Below are 16,673 nucleotides of genomic sequence, written 5' to 3'. Positions count from 1 at the left end.
CGCGCCGTGACCGTCCGAACGCACGTTCGCCGGGCGCTCGACCGCGTCGCGGACGAACGCAAACTGCTCACCGAGAAGCGCACTGCCTTCGACGAGTTCGAACGAACCGTCCGCGACCTCGACATCGAACTCCAGTCCGGTACCGTCGCGCGTTCCGACGCCGCGTCGGGCGACGCGATGGTCGCCTCCGCGTCGCCGGTCGGCCGATCCGGTCCGACGACTGACGGGTGTCGTCCGGTTCGCGACGCGTTCGCCGAGACGGTCCATCCCTATCGTGTCGAGGACCACGAGACGCCGGAACCGCTCTCGGAAACGATGCGTACGGAACTCACGGACGATCTGGCGGCGGCGCTGGCTCCCGAGTCAAGCGGACGGTTCACGCCGATGACCAAACGCGCCGTTCTCTCGGCGGTCGCGGAACGAAAGCGAGAGCTGAGGGTCACAGAGCATGTGCTCGGCGCGGAAGCGCGGTCGCTTCGGTCGGCGGCCGACGAGATCGAGGACGTAGTCGAGTGGCTCGTCGAAGCCGATGAGACTCCTCTGACGGAGCTCGGGTTCGACGGGCTCCGGACGCGGCACGACGAACTGGCATCCCTCCGGACGCAGTGTGCAGCGGTCTGTCGCGAGCGGCAGGCGTTCCTGAACGGAGCCACGAGCAAGGACGCGGAGGTGGGGATCACGCACCGCTCGCTGGTCGAGTACGTGTATGCGGACCTGTCAGTAACGTATCCTGTCCTGTGTACGGCGACGCGTCTCAACGGGATCTGTGACGAGTGTCAACACGCCGTTCGCGGCCATCTCGTTCGTCGGGCCTGACGTGGTGGGTCCGTCGAGCCGAGACGCGACAGGGCCGCCGAGCCGAGACACGTCAGTACCGGAGACGCACTCCGCCGGGTTGATACTCGCTCGCACCGTTGCACGCCCATGAACGCGGGCGCAATTGTGGACGCTGCGTGGTCGTCGAGGTGGAGTCCGTGGTAGGCCCGATGTCCGATGCGGAGCGCGAGGCGGGGAACCGCAAGATCAAGGCCGGTTTCTTACTTCTCGTCGCTGTGTCGCCGCCGCTCATCGCTCTCCAGTGGGGGGCGACGCCGACACAGCTACTCGCCGCGCTCGCCGTCGGAGTGGCGCTCGGGCTGGCGTTGGTGTGGTACCTCGGCCGACTCGCGAAGGAGTTCACCGGGGGCTCGCGACGGTCGAGGCGCGGACGATAGGCGAGACGCGATCGGCCGGCGTTCTGCCTGGAAGCCGCGTGCTGAAACCGGTCACTCCTCGTCGCCGATCGCGACGACTTCGCCCGTCTGATCGGCGGCGACGGACCGCGACGACGACAGCGGTGAGATGCTCACCTCGCCGTCGACGGCCGCGCGGCGGTCTGACCCGGGATCGTCGGGTACGTCGCCACGGAGGAACTCTCGCCAGAACCGGTCGCGGAGTTCCATTCCCATTTCTCCGCGCCGCTCGTCGAAGCCGGTCTCGCCGGCCGCCGTCTCACCGGGACGGAACTCGATCACGTCGAAGCCGTGAGCGGGTTCAGTCAGTCGATACGTCGGCTGGGTGGCGGCCTCGTCGTCCGCGGCTGGAACGTTGACGTTCAACACGTCCGCGCCGAACGGGAGCGCGATGTCGCCGTCAGTGCCGCGCGTCGCGTCGTCGAGGAGGTCGGTGACGACCGTCGAAGCGAGCGCGAACGCGTCGGTGCCGAGCGTCGGCGGGACGGGGAGGTTCCCGCGGTCGTACAGCGATATCGCGATCGCCGGGATCCCGAGGAACGACGCCTCCATGGCGGCCCCGACGGTCCCTGACTGCCCGAGGATATGCGCGCCGATGTTCGGTCCGTGGTTACACCCGGATACGACGACATCCGGGTCGAGACCGAGCGCCGCGTCCGCGACGGCGACGCAGTCGGCCGGCGTCCCCTCGACCGCGTAGCCGGCGTCCGTCTCAGTGTACTCGACCGTGGTGTCCCACCACGAGCGCGCACCGCCGACGCCGGACTGGTTGGTCGCCGGGGCGACGACCGTCACGTCGTACTCGCGTGAGAGCGCGGCCGAAAGCGCGCGGATGCCGACGGCGTCGATACCGTCGTCGTTGGTGAGGAGGACCGTCGTGGTCATGCCAGTCAGTCGTCGCGGGCGGGCCAAAACGTCGCCGGTCGAGAACCGTTACTACGCTGGTCGAGAACCGCCACTACGCGAGAGCGACGACACGGACAGAGAAATCGACGAATGCGTTCGGGCGTGCGGTCAGTCGGCCGTGACGTGTGGCGTGGATTGCGCGAGGTCCATGACCTCGTCGAAGAAGCCGAGCGAGTCGTGCGGGCCGGGATTCGCTTCGGGGTGGTACTGGCGGGTGATGATCTCCAGTTCCTCGTTGTCGAGCCCCTCGACGGTGTCGTCGTTGACGTTCACCTGCGTCACGTCGAGCGGGCCGGTGTCGTCGACTGTGTAACCGTGGTTCTGCGTCGTCATCACGACCTTGTCGGTGCGGAGGTCTTTGACGGGCTGGTTGACGCCGCGGTGTCCGAACGCCATCTTCTCCGTCGAGCCGCCGAGCGCGCTCGTGATCACCTGCTGGCCGAGACAGATGCCGGCCATCGGCAGATCGCCGGCGAACTCGTCGACGACCTCGTGTGCGGCGACGAAGTTCTCGGGGTCGCCCGGCCCGTTGGACACGAATAACACGTCGGGCTCGACGGCGGCCACGTCCGCGGGTGTCGCGTCGTACGGGAGCACGTGGACGTCCGCGCCCCGCTCCGTGAGCGACGAGATGATGGAGCCCTTCGCACCGCAGTCGAGGAGCGCGATATCGGCCGCGCCGCCGCCCTCGTAGACGGTCGGCTCGGAGACGGAGACCTGCGCGCCGATGTCGACGTGGTCGCTCATCGGCACGCACGCCTCCATCTCCTCGACGGCGTCTTCGGGCGTGGCGTCCGGTCCGGCGGCGATGCCGCAGGCCATCGCACCCTCCTCACGGACGGTGGTGACGATCTCGCGGGTGTCGAGGTGGTCGATCGCCGGCACGCCCTCGTCTTCGAGCCACTCGGCGACGTCGTCGGTCAGTTCGCGGGCGACCGCCGCGCGAGGTTGGACGGATTCGGACTCGAACCGCTCGGTTCGGACACCGTAGTTCCCGATCAACGGGTACGAGAACGTGAGCACTTGCTCGGCGTAGGAAGGGTCGGTGAGCGACTCCTCGTAGCCTGTATACGCGGTCGTGAACACGAGTTCGCCACGGGTGCGCCCCGGCGCACGGGCGCGCGCTTCGAGCACGCGACCGTCGGCCAGCGCGATATAGGCGTCCGACATTACGAGAAACGTACGCGTATAGGATAATAAATGCGTCGTTCGAAGCTCCGTTACGATATTCGTAACGAGTAAGTCATCGGGGAAAATGTGTGATGTATGGACGACCTCGACCGCCGGATCCTCTCTATCCTGCGCCGGGACGCGCGAACGCCGTACACGGAGATCGCAGATCGGGTGGGTACCTCGGAGGGGACTGTGCGGAATCGCGTCGATCGCATGACTGAGGAGGGCGTGATCGAACGGTTTACCGTCACCACTCGGACGGGAAACGTGAAGGCGATGATCGAGATATCGGTGGAGATGAATGTCGACACCGCCGCGGTCAGCGATCGCATGGTCGACTGGGAGGAGGTCGATTTCGTCTGGCAGGTGTCGGGGGAAGACGACATCGTGCTCGTTGTCGACGCCGTGGACACGCGCGCGGTCAACGAACTGATCTCGCAGGCGAGAGAGATGGACGAGGTCAAATCGACGAAGACCCGACTGATCCTCGACGAACGGCTCGGCTGACGCATATAAACGGGTGTGGCGGAATCGCCGACGGCGAGAACCCCCTCGCTCTGTGGGTCCCGAAGGCGCGCGCCTGCGAGTGCCCCAGAAAGGGCGCGAGGAGCCCGCGCGAGGGAGGCCGGACCGTCCGCCGAGCGGCCGGCGGACGGTCCGGACGAGGTTGGGGAGGTCTGAGGTGCGGTCGCGGTTGGAGACGGGACTCGACGGTGTCCGTATCGATCGACAATATACATAAAAACGGGTGCCAACTGCACCCACGAACCGCTCGTCTGCGACTGCTCAGTCGTCTTCGAGCGCCTGCGCGATGCGCTGGAGCTGACGGGTCGCGTCGCGGACTTCGTCGCGGAGCTGGCGCACCTCGCGAACGAGCTCCTCGTTGCCGACCTGGTCGCCGCCCTCCTCGCCGCGGCCGCCCGGGCCGCCGCCCATGCCCGGCGGGCCGCCTGCGCCGCCCGGACCCCCGCCGCCACCCATCATTCCGGACATCATCTGCGCGAAGGGGTTGCCGCCGCCACCGCCCATGCCTGGCGGACCGCCCGCTCCGCCCGGACCCCCGCCGCCCATCATCTCTTCCGGGCTCGGGCGGTCGCCCTCCTCGCGCTCCTCCTCGCGGCGCTCGCGGATCTCCTCGACGCGCTCGCGGAAGGACTTCTCTTCGCCGTCTCCGGCGTCAGCGTCCTGACTGTCGGCGTCGCCGCCCTGTTCGTCGCCGGCCTCGGGATCGCTGGCGTCGTCTGCCATGCGAGGAGGTTCGACGCCCCGGGCGAAAAGGGTTGTCGCTCCGCACATCGAGCGCGGCCGCCGACCGGCCCCTGTCGGTGGCCTGCACTCCGCTCAGACCCGAACCGGCATCCGACAGTTCGGGCACTCGGTCGTCTCGGCGTCGCGACCGATCGCCGGCACGTGGTCGCCGCAGTTCGGACACCGCGTCCGCGTGCGGGCGTACTCGGTGCTCGACTCGACCGGAGTGCGATCTGCCCCATCGCCCATGAGTGCGTGTAACTATCTCACATTGTATATGCGTTGCCCATATATCTCCTAAAACACCGAATACGATATTGACAGGCGTCGACGCCGGAGATCGTACCTCCCGCTCGTGGTGGTCGGAACGCTCACCCGAATTTGGTCGGTCAGACCGCTCTCACTCGTGGCCGGACACTCGAACTGGTTCGTACGGCTCCTCTAGCCAGTCAATGTCCGACGACGAAAGATCGATGTCGAGCGCTTCGACGGCGTCTTCGAGGTGCTCGACGCTCGTGGTTCCGACGATGGGCGTGTCGACGCGGTCCTTACAGAACAGCCACGCGAGTCCGATCTGCGCCATCTTCACGCCCTTCTCGTCGGCGAGTTCCGCGACGCGTTCGTTGACTGCGGGTCCGCCGCCCTCGCGGTAGGGATGCTCGTAGAGGTGCTCTTCTGTCTCGCCGCGCAGCGTGGCGTCGACATCCTCGTGCGGCCGAGTGAGGTAGCCGCGCGCGAGCGGGCTCCACGGCATCACGCCGACGTTCTCTCTGTCACACAACGGGAGCATCTCGCGCTCCTCCTCGCGGTACGCGAGGTTGTAGTGGTTCTGCATCGTTGCGAAGCGCTCGTACCCCTCGCGATCGCTCACGTGGAGCGCCTCAGCGAACTGGTGTGCCCACATCGAGGAGGCTCCCGGATACCGGATGTCGCCGCGACGGACCGCGTCGTCGAGCGCCGCGAGCGTCTCGTCGATCGGCGTGTCGTAATCCCACCGGTGGATCTGATACAGGTCGATCGTGTCCATTCCGAGCCGGTCGAGGCTGTTCGCGAGTTCCTGATCGATGGCCTTGCGAGAGAGCCCGCCCGAGTTCGGGTTCGACTCGTCCATCTGGAAGTACGCCTTCGTGGCGACGGTGAACTCGTCGCGGTCGTACTCCGCGAGCGCGTCGCCGAGAACCTGTTCCGAGGCCCCGTTCGAGTACATATTCGCGGTGTCGAAGAAGGTCACTCCGAGCTCGATCGCCCGGTCGATCAGCTCGCGGCCCGCCTCCTCGTCTAAGACCCACTCGCGCCAGTCCGGGTCGCCGAAACTCATGCATCCGAGACATATCTTCGAGACGGTCATGCCCGTGCTCCCGAGCGTTGTATACTCCATACGCGGCCCACGACGCCCCGGCACAAAAATTCACCCGAGCGAAACGATCAGTTTGAACCGCTCACTGATTCCGGAACGACGCCGTGTAGACGAGGAACGCACCGGTGAGGATGACGAACGCGAGGAAGGTGACGAGCGCGAGGACGTTCGCGATCGGTGCGAGCGGGAACAGGAACTCCGGTCCGGTCGTCGCGAGCACAAGCACAGCGAGGAGGGCGGCGATCAGCCCGAGCAGCCAGTTCGTGAGGACGTTGTCCATGTGGCAACCTCTCCAGCGCGCGGCATAAATCCGCTGGACGCCCCCGAAAGCTATGTGAGTGTCGGTCATACCACGCGTGTGAGCGACCGGACGACGCTGTGCTGCTCGGCGACCAACTCAATCCGGACCTCGACGTGCTCGCCGACGCGGACGAGGTCCTGCTGATCGAAGCGCACGGCTTCGCCGACCGGAAGCGATACCACGCGCACAAGCTGACGCTCGTGTTCGCCGCGATGCGCCACTTCCGCGACAACCTCCGCGACCGCGGACACGACGTTCGATACGTTCGGGCCGAGTCGTTCGGCGAGGGACTCGACGCGTTCCTCGCCGGTCGCGATCGGTCGAGAGACGGTTCGGAAGGCGATCCGGGAGACGCTGCCGCCGATCTTCGGCTCATGCGCCCGGCGAGCCACGGAGCCGGCGAGCGGCTCCGGGAGTTGGCCGCCGAGCGCGGCGCGACGCTGACGCTCGTCGACAACGAACTGTTCTGGACGACGCCCGCGGACTGGCGGGCGTGGGCCGGCACCTCGGATGACCCGGACGCCGGCGATCCGGCGACGGCTGAACCGAGGGATTCCGTCGTCCGCGACGACGGCACGGCGACTCGCACCTACCGCCAGGAGAACTGGTACCGTCACGTCCGCCGGGAGACGGGCGTGTTGATGGACGGCGACGAACCGGTCGGCGGCGAGTGGAACTACGACGACCGAAACCGCGAGACGCCGCCGGACGGTTGGTCCCCGCCCGAACGACCCGGATTCGAACCAGACGACCTGACCCGTGAGACCCACGCGTGGGTCGTCGACCGGTTCGACACGTGGGGGACCGACTCGCTTGCAGGCGACGGCGACGCGCGGTCCGGGTTCGCGTGGCCGGTCACGCGGGAGGAGGCCACCGCGGCGCTCGACCGATTCGTCCGCGACGGGTTACCTGCGTTCGGCCGGTATCAGGACGCGATGGTCGGCGGCGAGCCGTTCCTCGCGCACTCGCTGCTCTCGCCCGCGGTCAACCTCGGCCTCCTCGACCCGCGCGAGCCGGTCCGCGCCGTCGAGGCGGCCTACGAGGAGCGGGGCGTCGAACCGGGCGGGTACGACCCCGTAGAACACGGCGACAGCGGAACGGGTGTGACCTCGCTTGACGACTTCGGTGACGGGGGGACGGACCCGAACGAATCGGCCGCACCGGTTCCGCTCAACGCCGCGGAGGGGTTCATCCGACAGGTGCTCGGCTGGCGCGAGTTCGTCCGACACGCCTACCGCGAGGCGATGCCCGGGCTAGCGGCGGCCAACCAGTTGGAGCAGACCCGAGATCTCCCGCCCGCCTACTGGGACGGCGAGACGGACATGCGGTGTCTCTCGGAGGCGGTGGGACACGTCCGCGAGTACGGCTACGCCCACCACATCGAGCGGCTGATGGTGCTGTCGAACTTCGCGCTGCTCTACGGGACTCGACCGGCCGCGCTCAACGACTGGTTCCACCTCGGGTTCGTCGACGCCTACCACTGGGTGACGACGCCGAACGTCGTCGGGATGGGCTCGTTCGGCACCGACCTCCTCTCCTCGAAGCCGTATGCCGCGTCCGGCAGCTACGTGAACCGAATGAGCGACCACTGCGCCGACTGTCCGTACGCCGTCTCCCGGACGACCGGCGAGGGCGCGTGCCCGTTCAACGCGCTCTACTGGGACTTCCTGAGGGAACACGAGGAGACGCTTCGCGGCACCGGACGCATGGGTCTGATGTACTCGCACGTCGACGACAAAGACGACGCGGAGTGGGCGGCGATCCGCGAGCGCGCGAGCGAGGTCCGTCAACTGGCAGAAAACGGCGAACTGTAGTTCACGGGAGCGTCACGCGACCGGCCCGGGGTTCGACCGAACTCGTCGGACCTCGGCTACTCGCTCGCGCCCCACTTCTCGGTGCGTTTCGGCCGGTCGGAGACGGCCATCACGTCGATGTCGTCGCCGGCGTGCTCGATCGCTTCGAGCGCGGCCGTCGCGGAGGCGTACGTCGAGAAGTAGGTGATCTCCTCTTCGACGGCGATCTCCAGCAGTTCGCGCTGGCGCGAGACGATGAGATCGATCTCGCCGTGTTTCGCGGCCTCGATCAGGTCCGTCGCCTCGCTCAGTTGGAAGTGCTCTGCGTACCCCTCGACGAGCGCTTCCCCAGCTTCCGTATCGGGGTCGGGGAACTCCTCGGCCGAGAGATCGACCACGGCGGTGCCGGACTCGGGAATCGGCTTGCTCGTCGCGTCCTGCGCCTTGTCGTACGCCTTCCCGAACGACCGGGCGGTGCCCATGACCTCACCTGTCGACTTCATCTCCGGCCCGAGCCGCGGGTCCGAGCCCGGCAGGCGGTCGAACGGGAGGACGACCTCCTTCACGCTCAGGTGCTCCGGAATCTGCTCGTCGGCGTCGAGGTCAGCGAGGGAAATGTCGTCCGTCATCACCTTCGCCGCGAGCTTCGCGATCGGGACGCCCGTCGCCTTCGACACGAACGGGACCGTCCGCGAGGACCGTGGGTTTGCCTCTAACACGAATACCTCGCTTTCGGCGTCGGCGTCGTGGACGCCCGTGACGGCGAGCTGGACGTTGAGCAGGCCGACGGTGTCGAGCGCGCGGGCGATGTCCTCCGTGACCTCGCGGACCCGTGCGAGGGTGTCGTCGTCGAGCGAGCGCGGCGGAATCATGCACGCGGAGTCGCCGGAGTGGACACCCGCACTCTCGACGTGTTCCATCACGCCGCCGAGCAGCACGTCCTCGCCAGGGCGAGACTCCGTCTCGCTTGCAGGCGCGTGTGACGCGCCGACGTCTGCCACCGCGTCGACATCCAGTTCGACCGCGTCGTCGAGGAACTGGTCGACCAAGATCGGCTTGTCTGGCGAGACTCGAACCGCCTCCTCGATGTACTCTTCGAGCTCCGCGTCGTTATCGACGACGCGCATCGCGCGGCCGCCGAGCACGTAGGAGGGGCGCACCAGCACGGGGTAGCCGATCTGGTGGGCCAGATCGAGTGCCTCGGACTCGCTCGTGGCCGTTCCACCCTTCGGCTGGGCGATTCCCATCTCGTCCATCAGGACGTTGAAGCGGTCGCGGTCCTCGGCCAGATCCATCGCCTCGACGCTCGTCCCCATGATATCACAATCGAGCCCGCGGCGGTCGATCTCCGCTTTGAGCGGTTCGCCGACATTCACTGATGTCTGCCCGCCGAACTGGACCATCACGCCGTCCGCGCCGGTCGTCTCGACCACGTCCGCGACCTCCTCGGCGGAGATAGGTTCGAAGAAGAGCCCGTCGGAGGTGTCGTAGTCCGTCGATACCGTCTCGGGATTGTTGTTGACGACGTGTGCGTCGATTCCGAGTTCACGGAGCGCGCGGACCGCGTGGACCGCGCAGTAGTCGAACTCGACGCCCTGCCCGATCCGTATTGGGCCGCCGCCGACGACCACGACGCTCTCGATGTCGGGGTCGACGCGGACTTCGTTGGCCGCGCCCGCGGTGTCCGCGCCCTGCAGGAACTCCGGCAGGCGCGCGGAGTAGTAGTACGGCGTGGATGCCTCGAACTCGCCCGCGCAGGTGTCGACCTGCTTGTAGGTGCGGTCGGGCACCTGCGTCTCGACCTCGCTCACGTCCGCCTCGACGCCGCCGGCGGTCGCGACCGAGGCGATCTCGGCGTCGGTGCGGCCGACCATGGCGGCCTCGGTGAAATCGCCCTCAGCGGCCGCGGCCGTCCCGTCGGCGATCTTCTCGAACCGCTCGACGTACCAGCGGTGGATGCCGGTGAGGTCGATCACGTCGTCGATGCCGTAGCCTCGGTCGAACGCCTCGAACATCGCGTACGGGCGGTCGGGGCTCGGGCGTTCGAGGTATTCGGACTCAAGCTCGTCATCGGACACCTCGTCGAAGTTGACGGCGGGGTCGTACTCCGAGGAGCGTAGCGCCTTCACCATGCTCTCCTCGAAGGTCCGACCGATCGACATCGCCTCGCCGGTCGACTTCATCGCCGTCCCGAGCTCGAAGTCCACGTCGTCGAACTTGTCGATGGGCCAGCGCGGCACCTTCGTCACCACGTAGTCGATGGCGGGCTCGAAGGCTGCGGTGGTCTCACCGGTGATCTCGTTTTCGATCTCGTGGAGCCGCTTGCCGAGCGCGACCTTCGCGGTGACGCGGGCGATCGGATACCCCGTCGCCTTCGAGGCGAGCGCGGAGGAGCGGGAGACGCGCGGGTTCACCTCGACGACGCGGTACTCGCCCCCGGGCGTGCCGTCGTCGTGCCACGCGAACTGGATGTTACAGCCGCCCTGAATCCCTAGCTCGCGGATGACGCCGAGCGCGGCGTCGCGCATCTCTTGGTGGCCGTCGTCGGGGATCACCTGCGAAGGGGTCACGACCGTCGACTCGCCGGTGTGGATCCCCATCGGGTCGATGTTCTCCATGTTGCAGATGATGATACAGGAGTCGTCGGCGTCGCGCATCACCTCGTACTCGAGTTCGACCCAGCCCGCGATGGACTCGGTGATGAGCACCTCGCTGTTGCGCGAGAGCCGCAGCCCCTTGCGGACCCGCTCAACGAGTTCGTCGAACTCCTCGACGACGCCCGAGCCGGAGCCGCCGAGCGTGTACGTCGTCCGCGAGATGACCGGGAGTCCACCCACGGTGTCGACGGCGTCCCGGACGCGCTCGCGGAACGCCTCCTCGTCGAAGTCCGTGACCGACTCGTCCTCGCCGAGCGAGATGGTCGTCGACTTGGGCACCGGCTGCCCGATGTTCTCCATCCGCTGGCGGAACAGGTCGCGGTCCTCGGTCGCGTAGATTGTGTCGAGCGGCGTCCCCATCACCTCTACGTCGTGTTCTTCCAAGATCCCCTGCTCGGCGAGTTCGGCGGTGACGTTCAGTCCGGTCTGTCCGCCGAGTCCGGCGATGACGCCGTCCGGCTCTTCGATCCGGATGACCTCCGCGATGGCCTCCGGCGTGATGGGTTCGATGTACACCCGGTCTGCCGTCTCCGGGTCGGTCATGATCGTCGCCGGGTTCGAGTTCACTAGGACGACGCGCGCACCCTCTTCTTGCAGGGCGCGACACGCCTGTGCGCCGGAGTAGTCGAACTCCGCTGCCTGTCCAATCTGGATCGGTCCGCTACCGATGAGCAGTATGGTCCGGTCCTCGCTCATTGAGCGGACGGAATACGCTCATCGTAATAAGGCCGACGATAGAATACGAATCTCGCAGTCAATTTGCGATTTTCGCAAGGTATGGTGTGCCGTACCGTGTGCGTCGTGGTGGCACAGATTAGTGGCACGGGGACTGGGTCACGCGTCGAGGGCGTACCGGTACGGTCGCTCCGCAATGACCTCGATCTCGCCGCGCTCGGCTCGCCGACCAAGCACGGTCGCGACGCGGTGGGGACTGTCGAGGTCGTCGCGCTCGTCGATCAGTCCGAGGATCTCCCGCGCTGTCAGCGGCTCGTCGGCGGCGGCGAGCACGTCGCGAATACGGTCGTACCGGTCGAATTCACCGGTGCTCATGCGTCTTACGTACGGTCCCTGAACATATAGGGTTCAGTGAGACACGGGTCGGACAACTGTCAGACACGGGGGCTGAGACAGCGGTTTTCACCTGTTTCAGCCCAATTTGGCCGCGCTGGCTGATCAGGCGTACGGATCCTCGGCCTCGAGGTCGCGCTCGGTGCGGTACTGGTCGACGAACTCGCTCACGTCGAACTCGATCATCTCCGATTCGAACGACGACAGCGCCTCGTCGTCGTCGGCGTGACTCACGGCGTGTTCCATCAGTTCGACGATGAGTTCGACGACGACCTCGTGGAGCCGACGCGAATCGAAGTCGGTCACCCACACCATCGCGTACCCCACGTCAGCGTTCTCGCTGGCGTCGTGGGCGACGACTCGGTCGGGGAACTCCTCTAACACGACGCCGAGCAGGTGCGGCGTGTCGAACTCCGGCATCTCCTCGCTCGTCGTCTCGATCGCCTCCCGCAACACCTCGACGAGGAAGTCGGGGAGGAACCGCTCTGGGGGATGCACGTCCATCACGACCGCGTGCGTCTCGCCGCAGTCGCACGCGAACTCGCGCATTCCCAGATCCAACTCGCCGACGCCGATCGTCTCCCCGCACGGCAGTTCCAGCGTGTTCTCGTCGTCACCGGGGACGCGCGGCTGGGACATGGATGTCGTTCGCCGCTCACGGGATTAAAAGGCGCGGAACGGGACGGCTTGGGACGGCAGCACTCGCACCGGAGACGCGATCGAACCAGAGACGCGATTGTCGAGTCGATCGCGGCGGACCGCCGCGTTAGTCCGCCGCGGACGGCGTCCCGAGATACTTCTCGTTGAGTTCGTACTCGCCGTCGTCGTTCTCGATCAGGTACTCGCCGTAGTAGGGGACGCGGTTCGCCACCACGGCCTCGAACGTCTCCGCGATCTCCGCGCGGGTCATCTCGCCCATCGACCGGAGGTCGTCGTTGCGGTTGAGACACCCTTTCAGGTACCCCTCGTGCGTGACGCGGACGCGCCCGCAGTTCGCACAGAACTCCTCGTTCTCGACGGGGTCGACGATCTCGATCATGCCGCCGCCCTCGTTGGACGCGTCCTCGCCGACGAAGTACCGCTTGCGGTCGTGCATCTCGCGGTGCTCGATGCGGTCGGCTTTCTCGGCGAGCCAGTCGTGAACGCGCCCGATGTCGATGTTCCACTCGGGCTTGCCCGTCAGCTCCGGCATGTACTCGATGAGCTGGAGCTGGAGCCCCTCGTTGTCGGCGACGTGCTCGACCATCTCCTCGACGTAGCCGGCGGTGTGTTCGAACACGACCATGTTGAGTTTCACCGGGTCGAGCCCGGCGTCGACCGCGGCTTCCACGCCCTCAAGCACCTGCTCGTACGCGCCCGACTTCGTCACCTCGGCGAAGTCGTCGGGGTCGAGCGCGTCCTGTGAGACGTTCACGCGGTCGAGCCCCGCCGCCTTCAGGTCCGCGGCGCGTCCGGGGAGGAACGTCCCGTTCGTCGTCATCGAAACTTCCATCGAGTCCGGCGTGCGCTCGATTATCTCCTCCAGATCTTGGCGAAGCATCGGCTCGCCGCCGGTGAACTTCACGGAGTCGACGCCGTACTCCTCGACGACCTCCAGAAATCGCACCACCTCGTCGGCGCTCATCTCCGACTCGCTCGGTTCCATCGGTCCGCGCGTGTCGCCGAGCCCCTCGTTGTGACAGTAGACGCAGTCGAAGTTGCACCGGTCGGTGAGCGAGATCCGAACGCCCGTCACCTCCCGTCCGAAGTCGTCCGCGAGCGGCCGGTCCATGTTCACACGGAGCCACTGGGATAGCTTAAATATCCGGTTCGATCACCGGGATGAGAAACCGAATTCGGTTATTTCATCTCGGTGATCGAGTCAGCCGGTCGGCTACAGCGCCTCCCGCGCGTACGCCACCGCCACGTAGCCGAACACGAGCGCGACGAGCGCCAGCGATCCCCACACGAGCGCGGCGAACGCGGTCGCCCCGATCGCCGCCGGTACGACGGGCGTCACGCCTCCTCACCCCCGTCGGTCGGCTCGGGCTCCGCGCCGGCATCGATCTGTGCGGGCGTCGCACCGCTGTCGATCTGCTCGGGCGTCGAACCGCTGTCGGCCGGATCATCCTCCGAACCGCCGTCTGTCATGGGTTGGTCGAGACGATGAACCTCCGCGCCGAGCCCGCTGAGATCCGCCCGGTCGTCGCCCACGGCGTGAGCGAGGGCCGTCGCGGCCGCCGAGACGAGCGTCGCGCCCGCGAACGCGACGAGGAACGATGGAGCGGGCGTCGGAACCGGCAGCGCTGCGAGCGCCGGCGCGAAGTGCGGGAAGTACGCGGTGCCGACGACCAACCCGGCGACGCTGGCGGCGAGCGCCCCGCGGTCGGAGAGAGTCGTCGACCACAGCCCGGCGAGGAACGGGACGAAGACGGCCGCGGCGACGAGGTCCGCGGTGAGGAACAGCGCGAGCACGCTGTATCCCTGCGCACCGACGACGGCCGCGCCGATCGCCACGAGCGCGGTGAGCAGGCGACCGGCGCGGCCGAGCGTTCGGCTGTCGGTGTCGACCAGCCGCGCGAGGTCGACCGTGACGAGGCTCGCGATGGCGTTGCACATCGTGTCGGCGGAGCTGGCGACGAGCAGCACCGCGAGGACGACGACGGACAGCGCGATCCACTCCGGGAACGCCTCGATCACGAGGAGGAAGAAGGCGACGGACGCGCCGCCGTCGGCGGTGAGCCCGAGCGCCGCCGACGCGACGCCGAACAGTCCTGCGAGCAACACCAGCGGGATCACGGCCACCGCGGCCACGCCGAAGCCACGACGAACCGACCCATCGTCGCGCGCGGCGTACACGCGCTGCCAAACGCCCTGATTCAGCATGTTCGCGCCGAGCACCGCGAACGCGACGTACACGCCGAAGGCGACGCCCGGTCCGAAGGTCGGATCGAGCAACGCCGGGTCGGCCGAGACAGCGGCGTCGTGGAGCGAGCCCGTCCCGCCGAGCGCGAGGACCGCTCCGGCGAAGCTCACTACCAGTAGCGGCAAGATCACGATCGCTTGGAGCGTGTCGGTGAACACGCTCGCGACGAGGCCGCCGTAGACCGTGTACAGCAGGACGAACCCGCCGATCAGCGCGGCGGTGTACGGCTGTGGGACCTCGGCGACAAGCGCGAGCGCCGCCGCCACACCGGTCAACTCGGCCGCGAGGAACACGGACATGTAGAAAATCGAGACGGTCACCACGAGCGCGTACATCAGCCGGCCGTACCGCGCGAGCGCGAACTCCGTCAGCGAGTGCCCCTCGGGGAGCAGTTCCCGGACGCGCAGGCCGACGGGAACGAACAGCAGGAACGGGACCGCGCTCCCGAGCGCGTAGCCGAGGACCGCGGGAAGCCCGCCGAATGCGGCCCCGGCCTCGGCGGGGGCCAACAGGATCCACGCCCCCATCACGCTGGCGACGAGAGTGGCTGTCGTGGCTGCTGGCCCGGTCGTCGCCCGCGCCGTGACGTAGTCGTCGAGGGTCCGAACGCGCCCGCGAGCGTGGAGCACGCCCGCGACGGTGAACGCTCCCAGCGCGGCGACGGTGACCGCCAGCGCGAGTTCGGTGGAGACCATCAGACCCCCTCCGCTCCGTACGCCGCGTCGAAGAACGCGACTTCGAGCGAGACGGTTCGACCGAACAGGTCGGCGACGCGCTCGCGCCGCGACGGAGCGAGTGTCGGTCCGACGCGGTCGAGTTCCGAACGCAGGAAGTCGACGAACGCCGCGAACGGCGGGGCGGCGTGCAGCTCGATCCACTCGTCGAACAGCGGATCGGCCGGGCGGTCGGTCGTCTCCCGGGTCGCCCACGCGAGGTAGACCCACTCCGCGGGCACGAGCACGGCCAGCGTCTCGGCGTACCCGCCCTCGTGGCGGGCGCGGCCGAGCAGGTCCCGGAACGCCGCGGTCGGTGCCGCGAGGTCGGGGTCGGTCCGATCCCCCTCCGGAACGCCGTGCGCGTCGAACGCGCGCTCGAAGAAGTCGTTCTCCGCGTCGGTGAGCGTGTCGAGGAACTCGACGTAGCGGCGGCGCGCGTCCGTCGACGGCGCGTCCGCGAGCGCGACCGCGAACGCCGCGGTCAGGTCTTCGACGACCGCGTAGTCCTGCACGACGTACCGCGCGAACGCGTCGCCGTCGAGGCTCCCGTCGCCCAGCTCGCGCGTGAACCGGTGGTCGGTCGCGGCGGTCCACTCGTCTGCGACTCCGTCGCGGAGCGTCGCCGTGAATCGGTCGCTCACGCCACCCACCCCTCGCCGGCGTACGCCATCTCCCAGAAGGCCAGTTCGAGGCGGGCGCTCGTCAGGAACGCCTCCCGCATCTCGTCGCGATAGCCGGGTCTTGCGGCCGCGCGGTCGTCGACCAGGTCACGGAGGGCCGCCGTCTCCGTCCGGAACGCGTCGCTCGTGTACGTCTCGATGAACGGGGTGTATCGGTGGTCGCCCGCCGCGAGCTCCGCCATGTGGTCTGCGACGTCGAGGTACCCCTGCATACACGGGAACAGCGCGGCCACGGCGACCGGCACGGGACGCTCGTGGGCCGTGCGGACGAGGAAGCTCGTGTACGCCTCGCAGGTCGGCGTCTTCGTCGTCTCGGCCAGATCCCCCTCGCTCACGCCGTACTCAGCCGCGAACTCTCGGTGGAGATCGAGTTCCTCGGAGAGCACGGCGTCGGCCCCGCCGAGAAGGGTCGCCATCGCCGTCTCCTCGCGCGCCTTTGCGCCCGCCACGGCGTAGGTTCGCGCGTAATCGAACAGATATCGGTAGTCCTGTTCGAGCCACCGCCGGAACGCGACCGGATCGAGGTCACCCGCGGCGAGTTCCGTGACGAACGGGTGGTCGAGCTGTGCGGCCCATATCTCTGCGCCTGCGTCGAGCAGGTCGTCGCTGAACGCCATGGATACTCCGTAGTATTAGC

17 protein-coding genes and 1 pseudogene are annotated in these 16,673 nt (G+C 67.6%); 4 read left to right on the top strand and 14 right to left on the bottom strand.

Annotated features, from left to right (window positions below; all coding sequences use genetic code 11):
• Window positions 1–6 precede the first annotated feature (6 nt).
• Together NO887_RS05460 and NO887_RS05455 are read left to right on the top strand one after the other, a co-directional pair.
• Window positions 7–816 (top strand): DUF7260 family protein, encoded by an 810-nt coding sequence (locus NO887_RS05460; protein ID WP_256417449.1) that lies wholly within the window; start codon window positions 7–9, stop codon window positions 814–816.
• A 170-nt stretch (window positions 817–986) separates the two neighbouring features.
• Window positions 987–1,214, top strand: coding sequence for a hypothetical protein (locus tag NO887_RS05455; RefSeq protein WP_256417448.1), 228 nt, complete (start codon window positions 987–989; stop codon window positions 1,212–1,214).
• Between the two features lie 51 nt (window positions 1,215–1,265).
• Here NO887_RS05455 and surE read toward each other — a convergent pair whose 3' ends face one another.
• Both surE and carA read right to left on the bottom strand, forming a co-directional pair.
• A complete protein-coding gene (gene surE / locus NO887_RS05450; protein WP_256417447.1) occupies window positions 1,266–2,117 on the bottom strand; it encodes a 5'/3'-nucleotidase SurE in 852 nt (283 codons plus the stop codon).
• Window positions 2,118–2,246: 129 nt separating this feature from the next.
• Window positions 2,247–3,308 (bottom strand): glutamine-hydrolyzing carbamoyl-phosphate synthase small subunit, encoded by a 1,062-nt coding sequence (carA, locus tag NO887_RS05445; RefSeq protein WP_256417446.1) that lies wholly within the window; start codon window positions 3,306–3,308, stop codon window positions 2,247–2,249.
• A 96-nt stretch (window positions 3,309–3,404) separates the two neighbouring features.
• Here carA and NO887_RS05440 point away from each other — a divergent pair, with 96 nt between their 5' ends.
• Window positions 3,405–3,818, top strand: a complete 414-nt coding sequence (locus NO887_RS05440) for an Lrp/AsnC family transcriptional regulator (protein WP_256417445.1) — start codon at window positions 3,405–3,407, stop codon at window positions 3,816–3,818.
• A gap of 279 nt (window positions 3,819–4,097) precedes the next feature.
• Here NO887_RS05440 and NO887_RS05435 read toward each other — a convergent pair whose 3' ends face one another.
• The 4 genes from NO887_RS05435 to NO887_RS05420 all read right to left on the bottom strand — a co-directional run bounded on the left by NO887_RS05435 (window position 4,098) and on the right by NO887_RS05420 (window position 6,196).
• A complete protein-coding gene (locus NO887_RS05435; RefSeq protein ID WP_256417444.1) occupies window positions 4,098–4,559 on the bottom strand; it encodes a hypothetical protein in 462 nt (153 codons plus the stop codon).
• Between the two features lie 93 nt (window positions 4,560–4,652).
• Window positions 4,653–4,808 (bottom strand): hypothetical protein, encoded by a 156-nt coding sequence (locus tag NO887_RS05430; RefSeq protein WP_256417443.1) that lies wholly within the window; start codon window positions 4,806–4,808, stop codon window positions 4,653–4,655.
• 151 nt (window positions 4,809–4,959) lie between these two features.
• Entirely contained in the window at window positions 4,960–5,937 is a 978-nt protein-coding gene (locus NO887_RS05425) for an aldo/keto reductase (RefSeq protein WP_256417442.1), read from the bottom strand.
• Window positions 5,938–5,998: 61 nt separating this feature from the next.
• Window positions 5,999–6,196, bottom strand: coding sequence for a hypothetical protein (locus NO887_RS05420; RefSeq protein ID WP_256417441.1), 198 nt, complete (start codon window positions 6,194–6,196; stop codon window positions 5,999–6,001).
• 78 nt (window positions 6,197–6,274) lie between these two features.
• On the opposite strand from NO887_RS05420, the pseudogene NO887_RS05415 reads away from it, so the two are divergent.
• Window positions 6,275–8,031, top strand: a pseudogene (locus tag NO887_RS05415) (cryptochrome/photolyase family protein).
• Window positions 8,032–8,087: 56 nt separating this feature from the next.
• Here NO887_RS05415 and carB read toward each other — a convergent pair.
• The 8 genes from carB to tenA form a co-directional block, all read right to left on the bottom strand.
• Window positions 8,088–11,363 carry a carbamoyl-phosphate synthase large subunit gene (carB, locus tag NO887_RS05410; RefSeq protein ID WP_256417440.1) on the bottom strand — a complete coding sequence of 1,092 codons (3,276 nt, stop codon included), beginning with the start codon at window positions 11,361–11,363 and terminating at the stop codon, window positions 8,088–8,090.
• A gap of 138 nt (window positions 11,364–11,501) precedes the next feature.
• Complete coding sequence (locus NO887_RS05405) at window positions 11,502–11,717, bottom strand: hypothetical protein (protein WP_256417439.1); 216 nt, start codon at window positions 11,715–11,717, stop codon at window positions 11,502–11,504.
• 123 nt (window positions 11,718–11,840) lie between these two features.
• Window positions 11,841–12,374 (bottom strand): DUF5815 family protein, encoded by a 534-nt coding sequence (locus tag NO887_RS05400; RefSeq protein ID WP_256417438.1) that lies wholly within the window; start codon window positions 12,372–12,374, stop codon window positions 11,841–11,843.
• Between the two features lie 127 nt (window positions 12,375–12,501).
• On the bottom strand, window positions 12,502–13,506 hold the full coding sequence (gene moaA / locus NO887_RS05395; RefSeq protein ID WP_256417437.1) for a GTP 3',8-cyclase MoaA: 1,005 nt from the start codon (window positions 13,504–13,506) through the stop codon (window positions 12,502–12,504).
• Window positions 13,507–13,608: 102 nt separating this feature from the next.
• On the bottom strand, window positions 13,609–13,734 hold the full coding sequence (locus NO887_RS05390) for a hypothetical protein (protein WP_256417436.1): 126 nt from the start codon (window positions 13,732–13,734) through the stop codon (window positions 13,609–13,611).
• On the bottom strand, window positions 13,731–15,335 hold the full coding sequence (locus NO887_RS05385) for a sodium:solute symporter family transporter (protein WP_256417435.1): 1,605 nt from the start codon (window positions 15,333–15,335) through the stop codon (window positions 13,731–13,733). Before NO887_RS05385 ends, NO887_RS05390 begins: the two co-directional genes overlap by 4 nt.
• The gene (locus tag NO887_RS05380; RefSeq protein WP_256417434.1) at window positions 15,335–15,997 is read right to left on the bottom strand and encodes a TenA family protein; all 663 of its coding nucleotides are present in this window, start codon (window positions 15,995–15,997) and stop codon (window positions 15,335–15,337) included. Before NO887_RS05380 ends, NO887_RS05385 begins: the two co-directional genes overlap by 1 nt.
• Entirely contained in the window at window positions 15,994–16,653 is a 660-nt protein-coding gene (tenA, locus tag NO887_RS05375) for a thiaminase II (protein ID WP_256417433.1), read from the bottom strand. The genes NO887_RS05380 and tenA overlap by 4 nt, the downstream gene beginning before the upstream one ends.
• Between the last annotated feature and the right edge of the window lie 20 nt (window positions 16,654–16,673).

This window comes from Halorubrum laminariae, assembly GCF_024494655.1.
In the GTDB taxonomy this organism is placed as follows: Archaea; Halobacteriota; Halobacteria; order Halobacteriales; family Haloferacaceae; genus Halorubrum; species Halorubrum laminariae.
Note: the sequence above shows the minus strand (reverse complement) of the source record. Positions and strands in the feature narration are given on the sequence as shown.

What these genes read in the sequence shown, in the direction of transcription:
- NO887_RS05455 (WP_256417448.1), top strand. Translation starts at nt 987, where the DNA reads ATGTCCGATGCGGAGCGCGAGGCGGGGAACCGCAAGATCAAGGCCGGT.
- surE (WP_256417447.1), bottom strand. Translation starts at nt 2,117, where the DNA reads ATGACCACGACGGTCCTCCTCACCAACGACGACGGTATCGACGCCGTC.
- carA (WP_256417446.1), bottom strand. Translation starts at nt 3,308, where the DNA reads ATGTCGGACGCCTATATCGCGCTGGCCGACGGTCGCGTGCTCGAAGCG.
- NO887_RS05440 (WP_256417445.1), top strand. Translation starts at nt 3,405, where the DNA reads ATGGACGACCTCGACCGCCGGATCCTCTCTATCCTGCGCCGGGACGCG.
- NO887_RS05435 (WP_256417444.1), bottom strand. Translation starts at nt 4,559, where the DNA reads ATGGCAGACGACGCCAGCGATCCCGAGGCCGGCGACGAACAGGGCGGC.
- NO887_RS05430 (WP_256417443.1), bottom strand. Translation starts at nt 4,808, where the DNA reads ATGGGCGATGGGGCAGATCGCACTCCGGTCGAGTCGAGCACCGAGTAC.
- NO887_RS05425 (WP_256417442.1), bottom strand. Translation starts at nt 5,937, where the DNA reads ATGGAGTATACAACGCTCGGGAGCACGGGCATGACCGTCTCGAAGATA.
- NO887_RS05420 (WP_256417441.1), bottom strand. Translation starts at nt 6,196, where the DNA reads ATGGACAACGTCCTCACGAACTGGCTGCTCGGGCTGATCGCCGCCCTC.
- carB (WP_256417440.1), bottom strand. Translation starts at nt 11,363, where the DNA reads ATGAGCGAGGACCGGACCATACTGCTCATCGGTAGCGGACCGATCCAG.
- NO887_RS05405 (WP_256417439.1), bottom strand. Translation starts at nt 11,717, where the DNA reads ATGAGCACCGGTGAATTCGACCGGTACGACCGTATTCGCGACGTGCTC.
- NO887_RS05400 (WP_256417438.1), bottom strand. Translation starts at nt 12,374, where the DNA reads ATGTCCCAGCCGCGCGTCCCCGGTGACGACGAGAACACGCTGGAACTG.
- moaA (WP_256417437.1), bottom strand. Translation starts at nt 13,506, where the DNA reads ATGGACCGGCCGCTCGCGGACGACTTCGGACGGGAGGTGACGGGCGTT.
- NO887_RS05385 (WP_256417435.1), bottom strand. Translation starts at nt 15,335, where the DNA reads ATGGTCTCCACCGAACTCGCGCTGGCGGTCACCGTCGCCGCGCTGGGA.
- tenA (WP_256417433.1), bottom strand. Translation starts at nt 16,653, where the DNA reads ATGGCGTTCAGCGACGACCTGCTCGACGCAGGCGCAGAGATATGGGCC.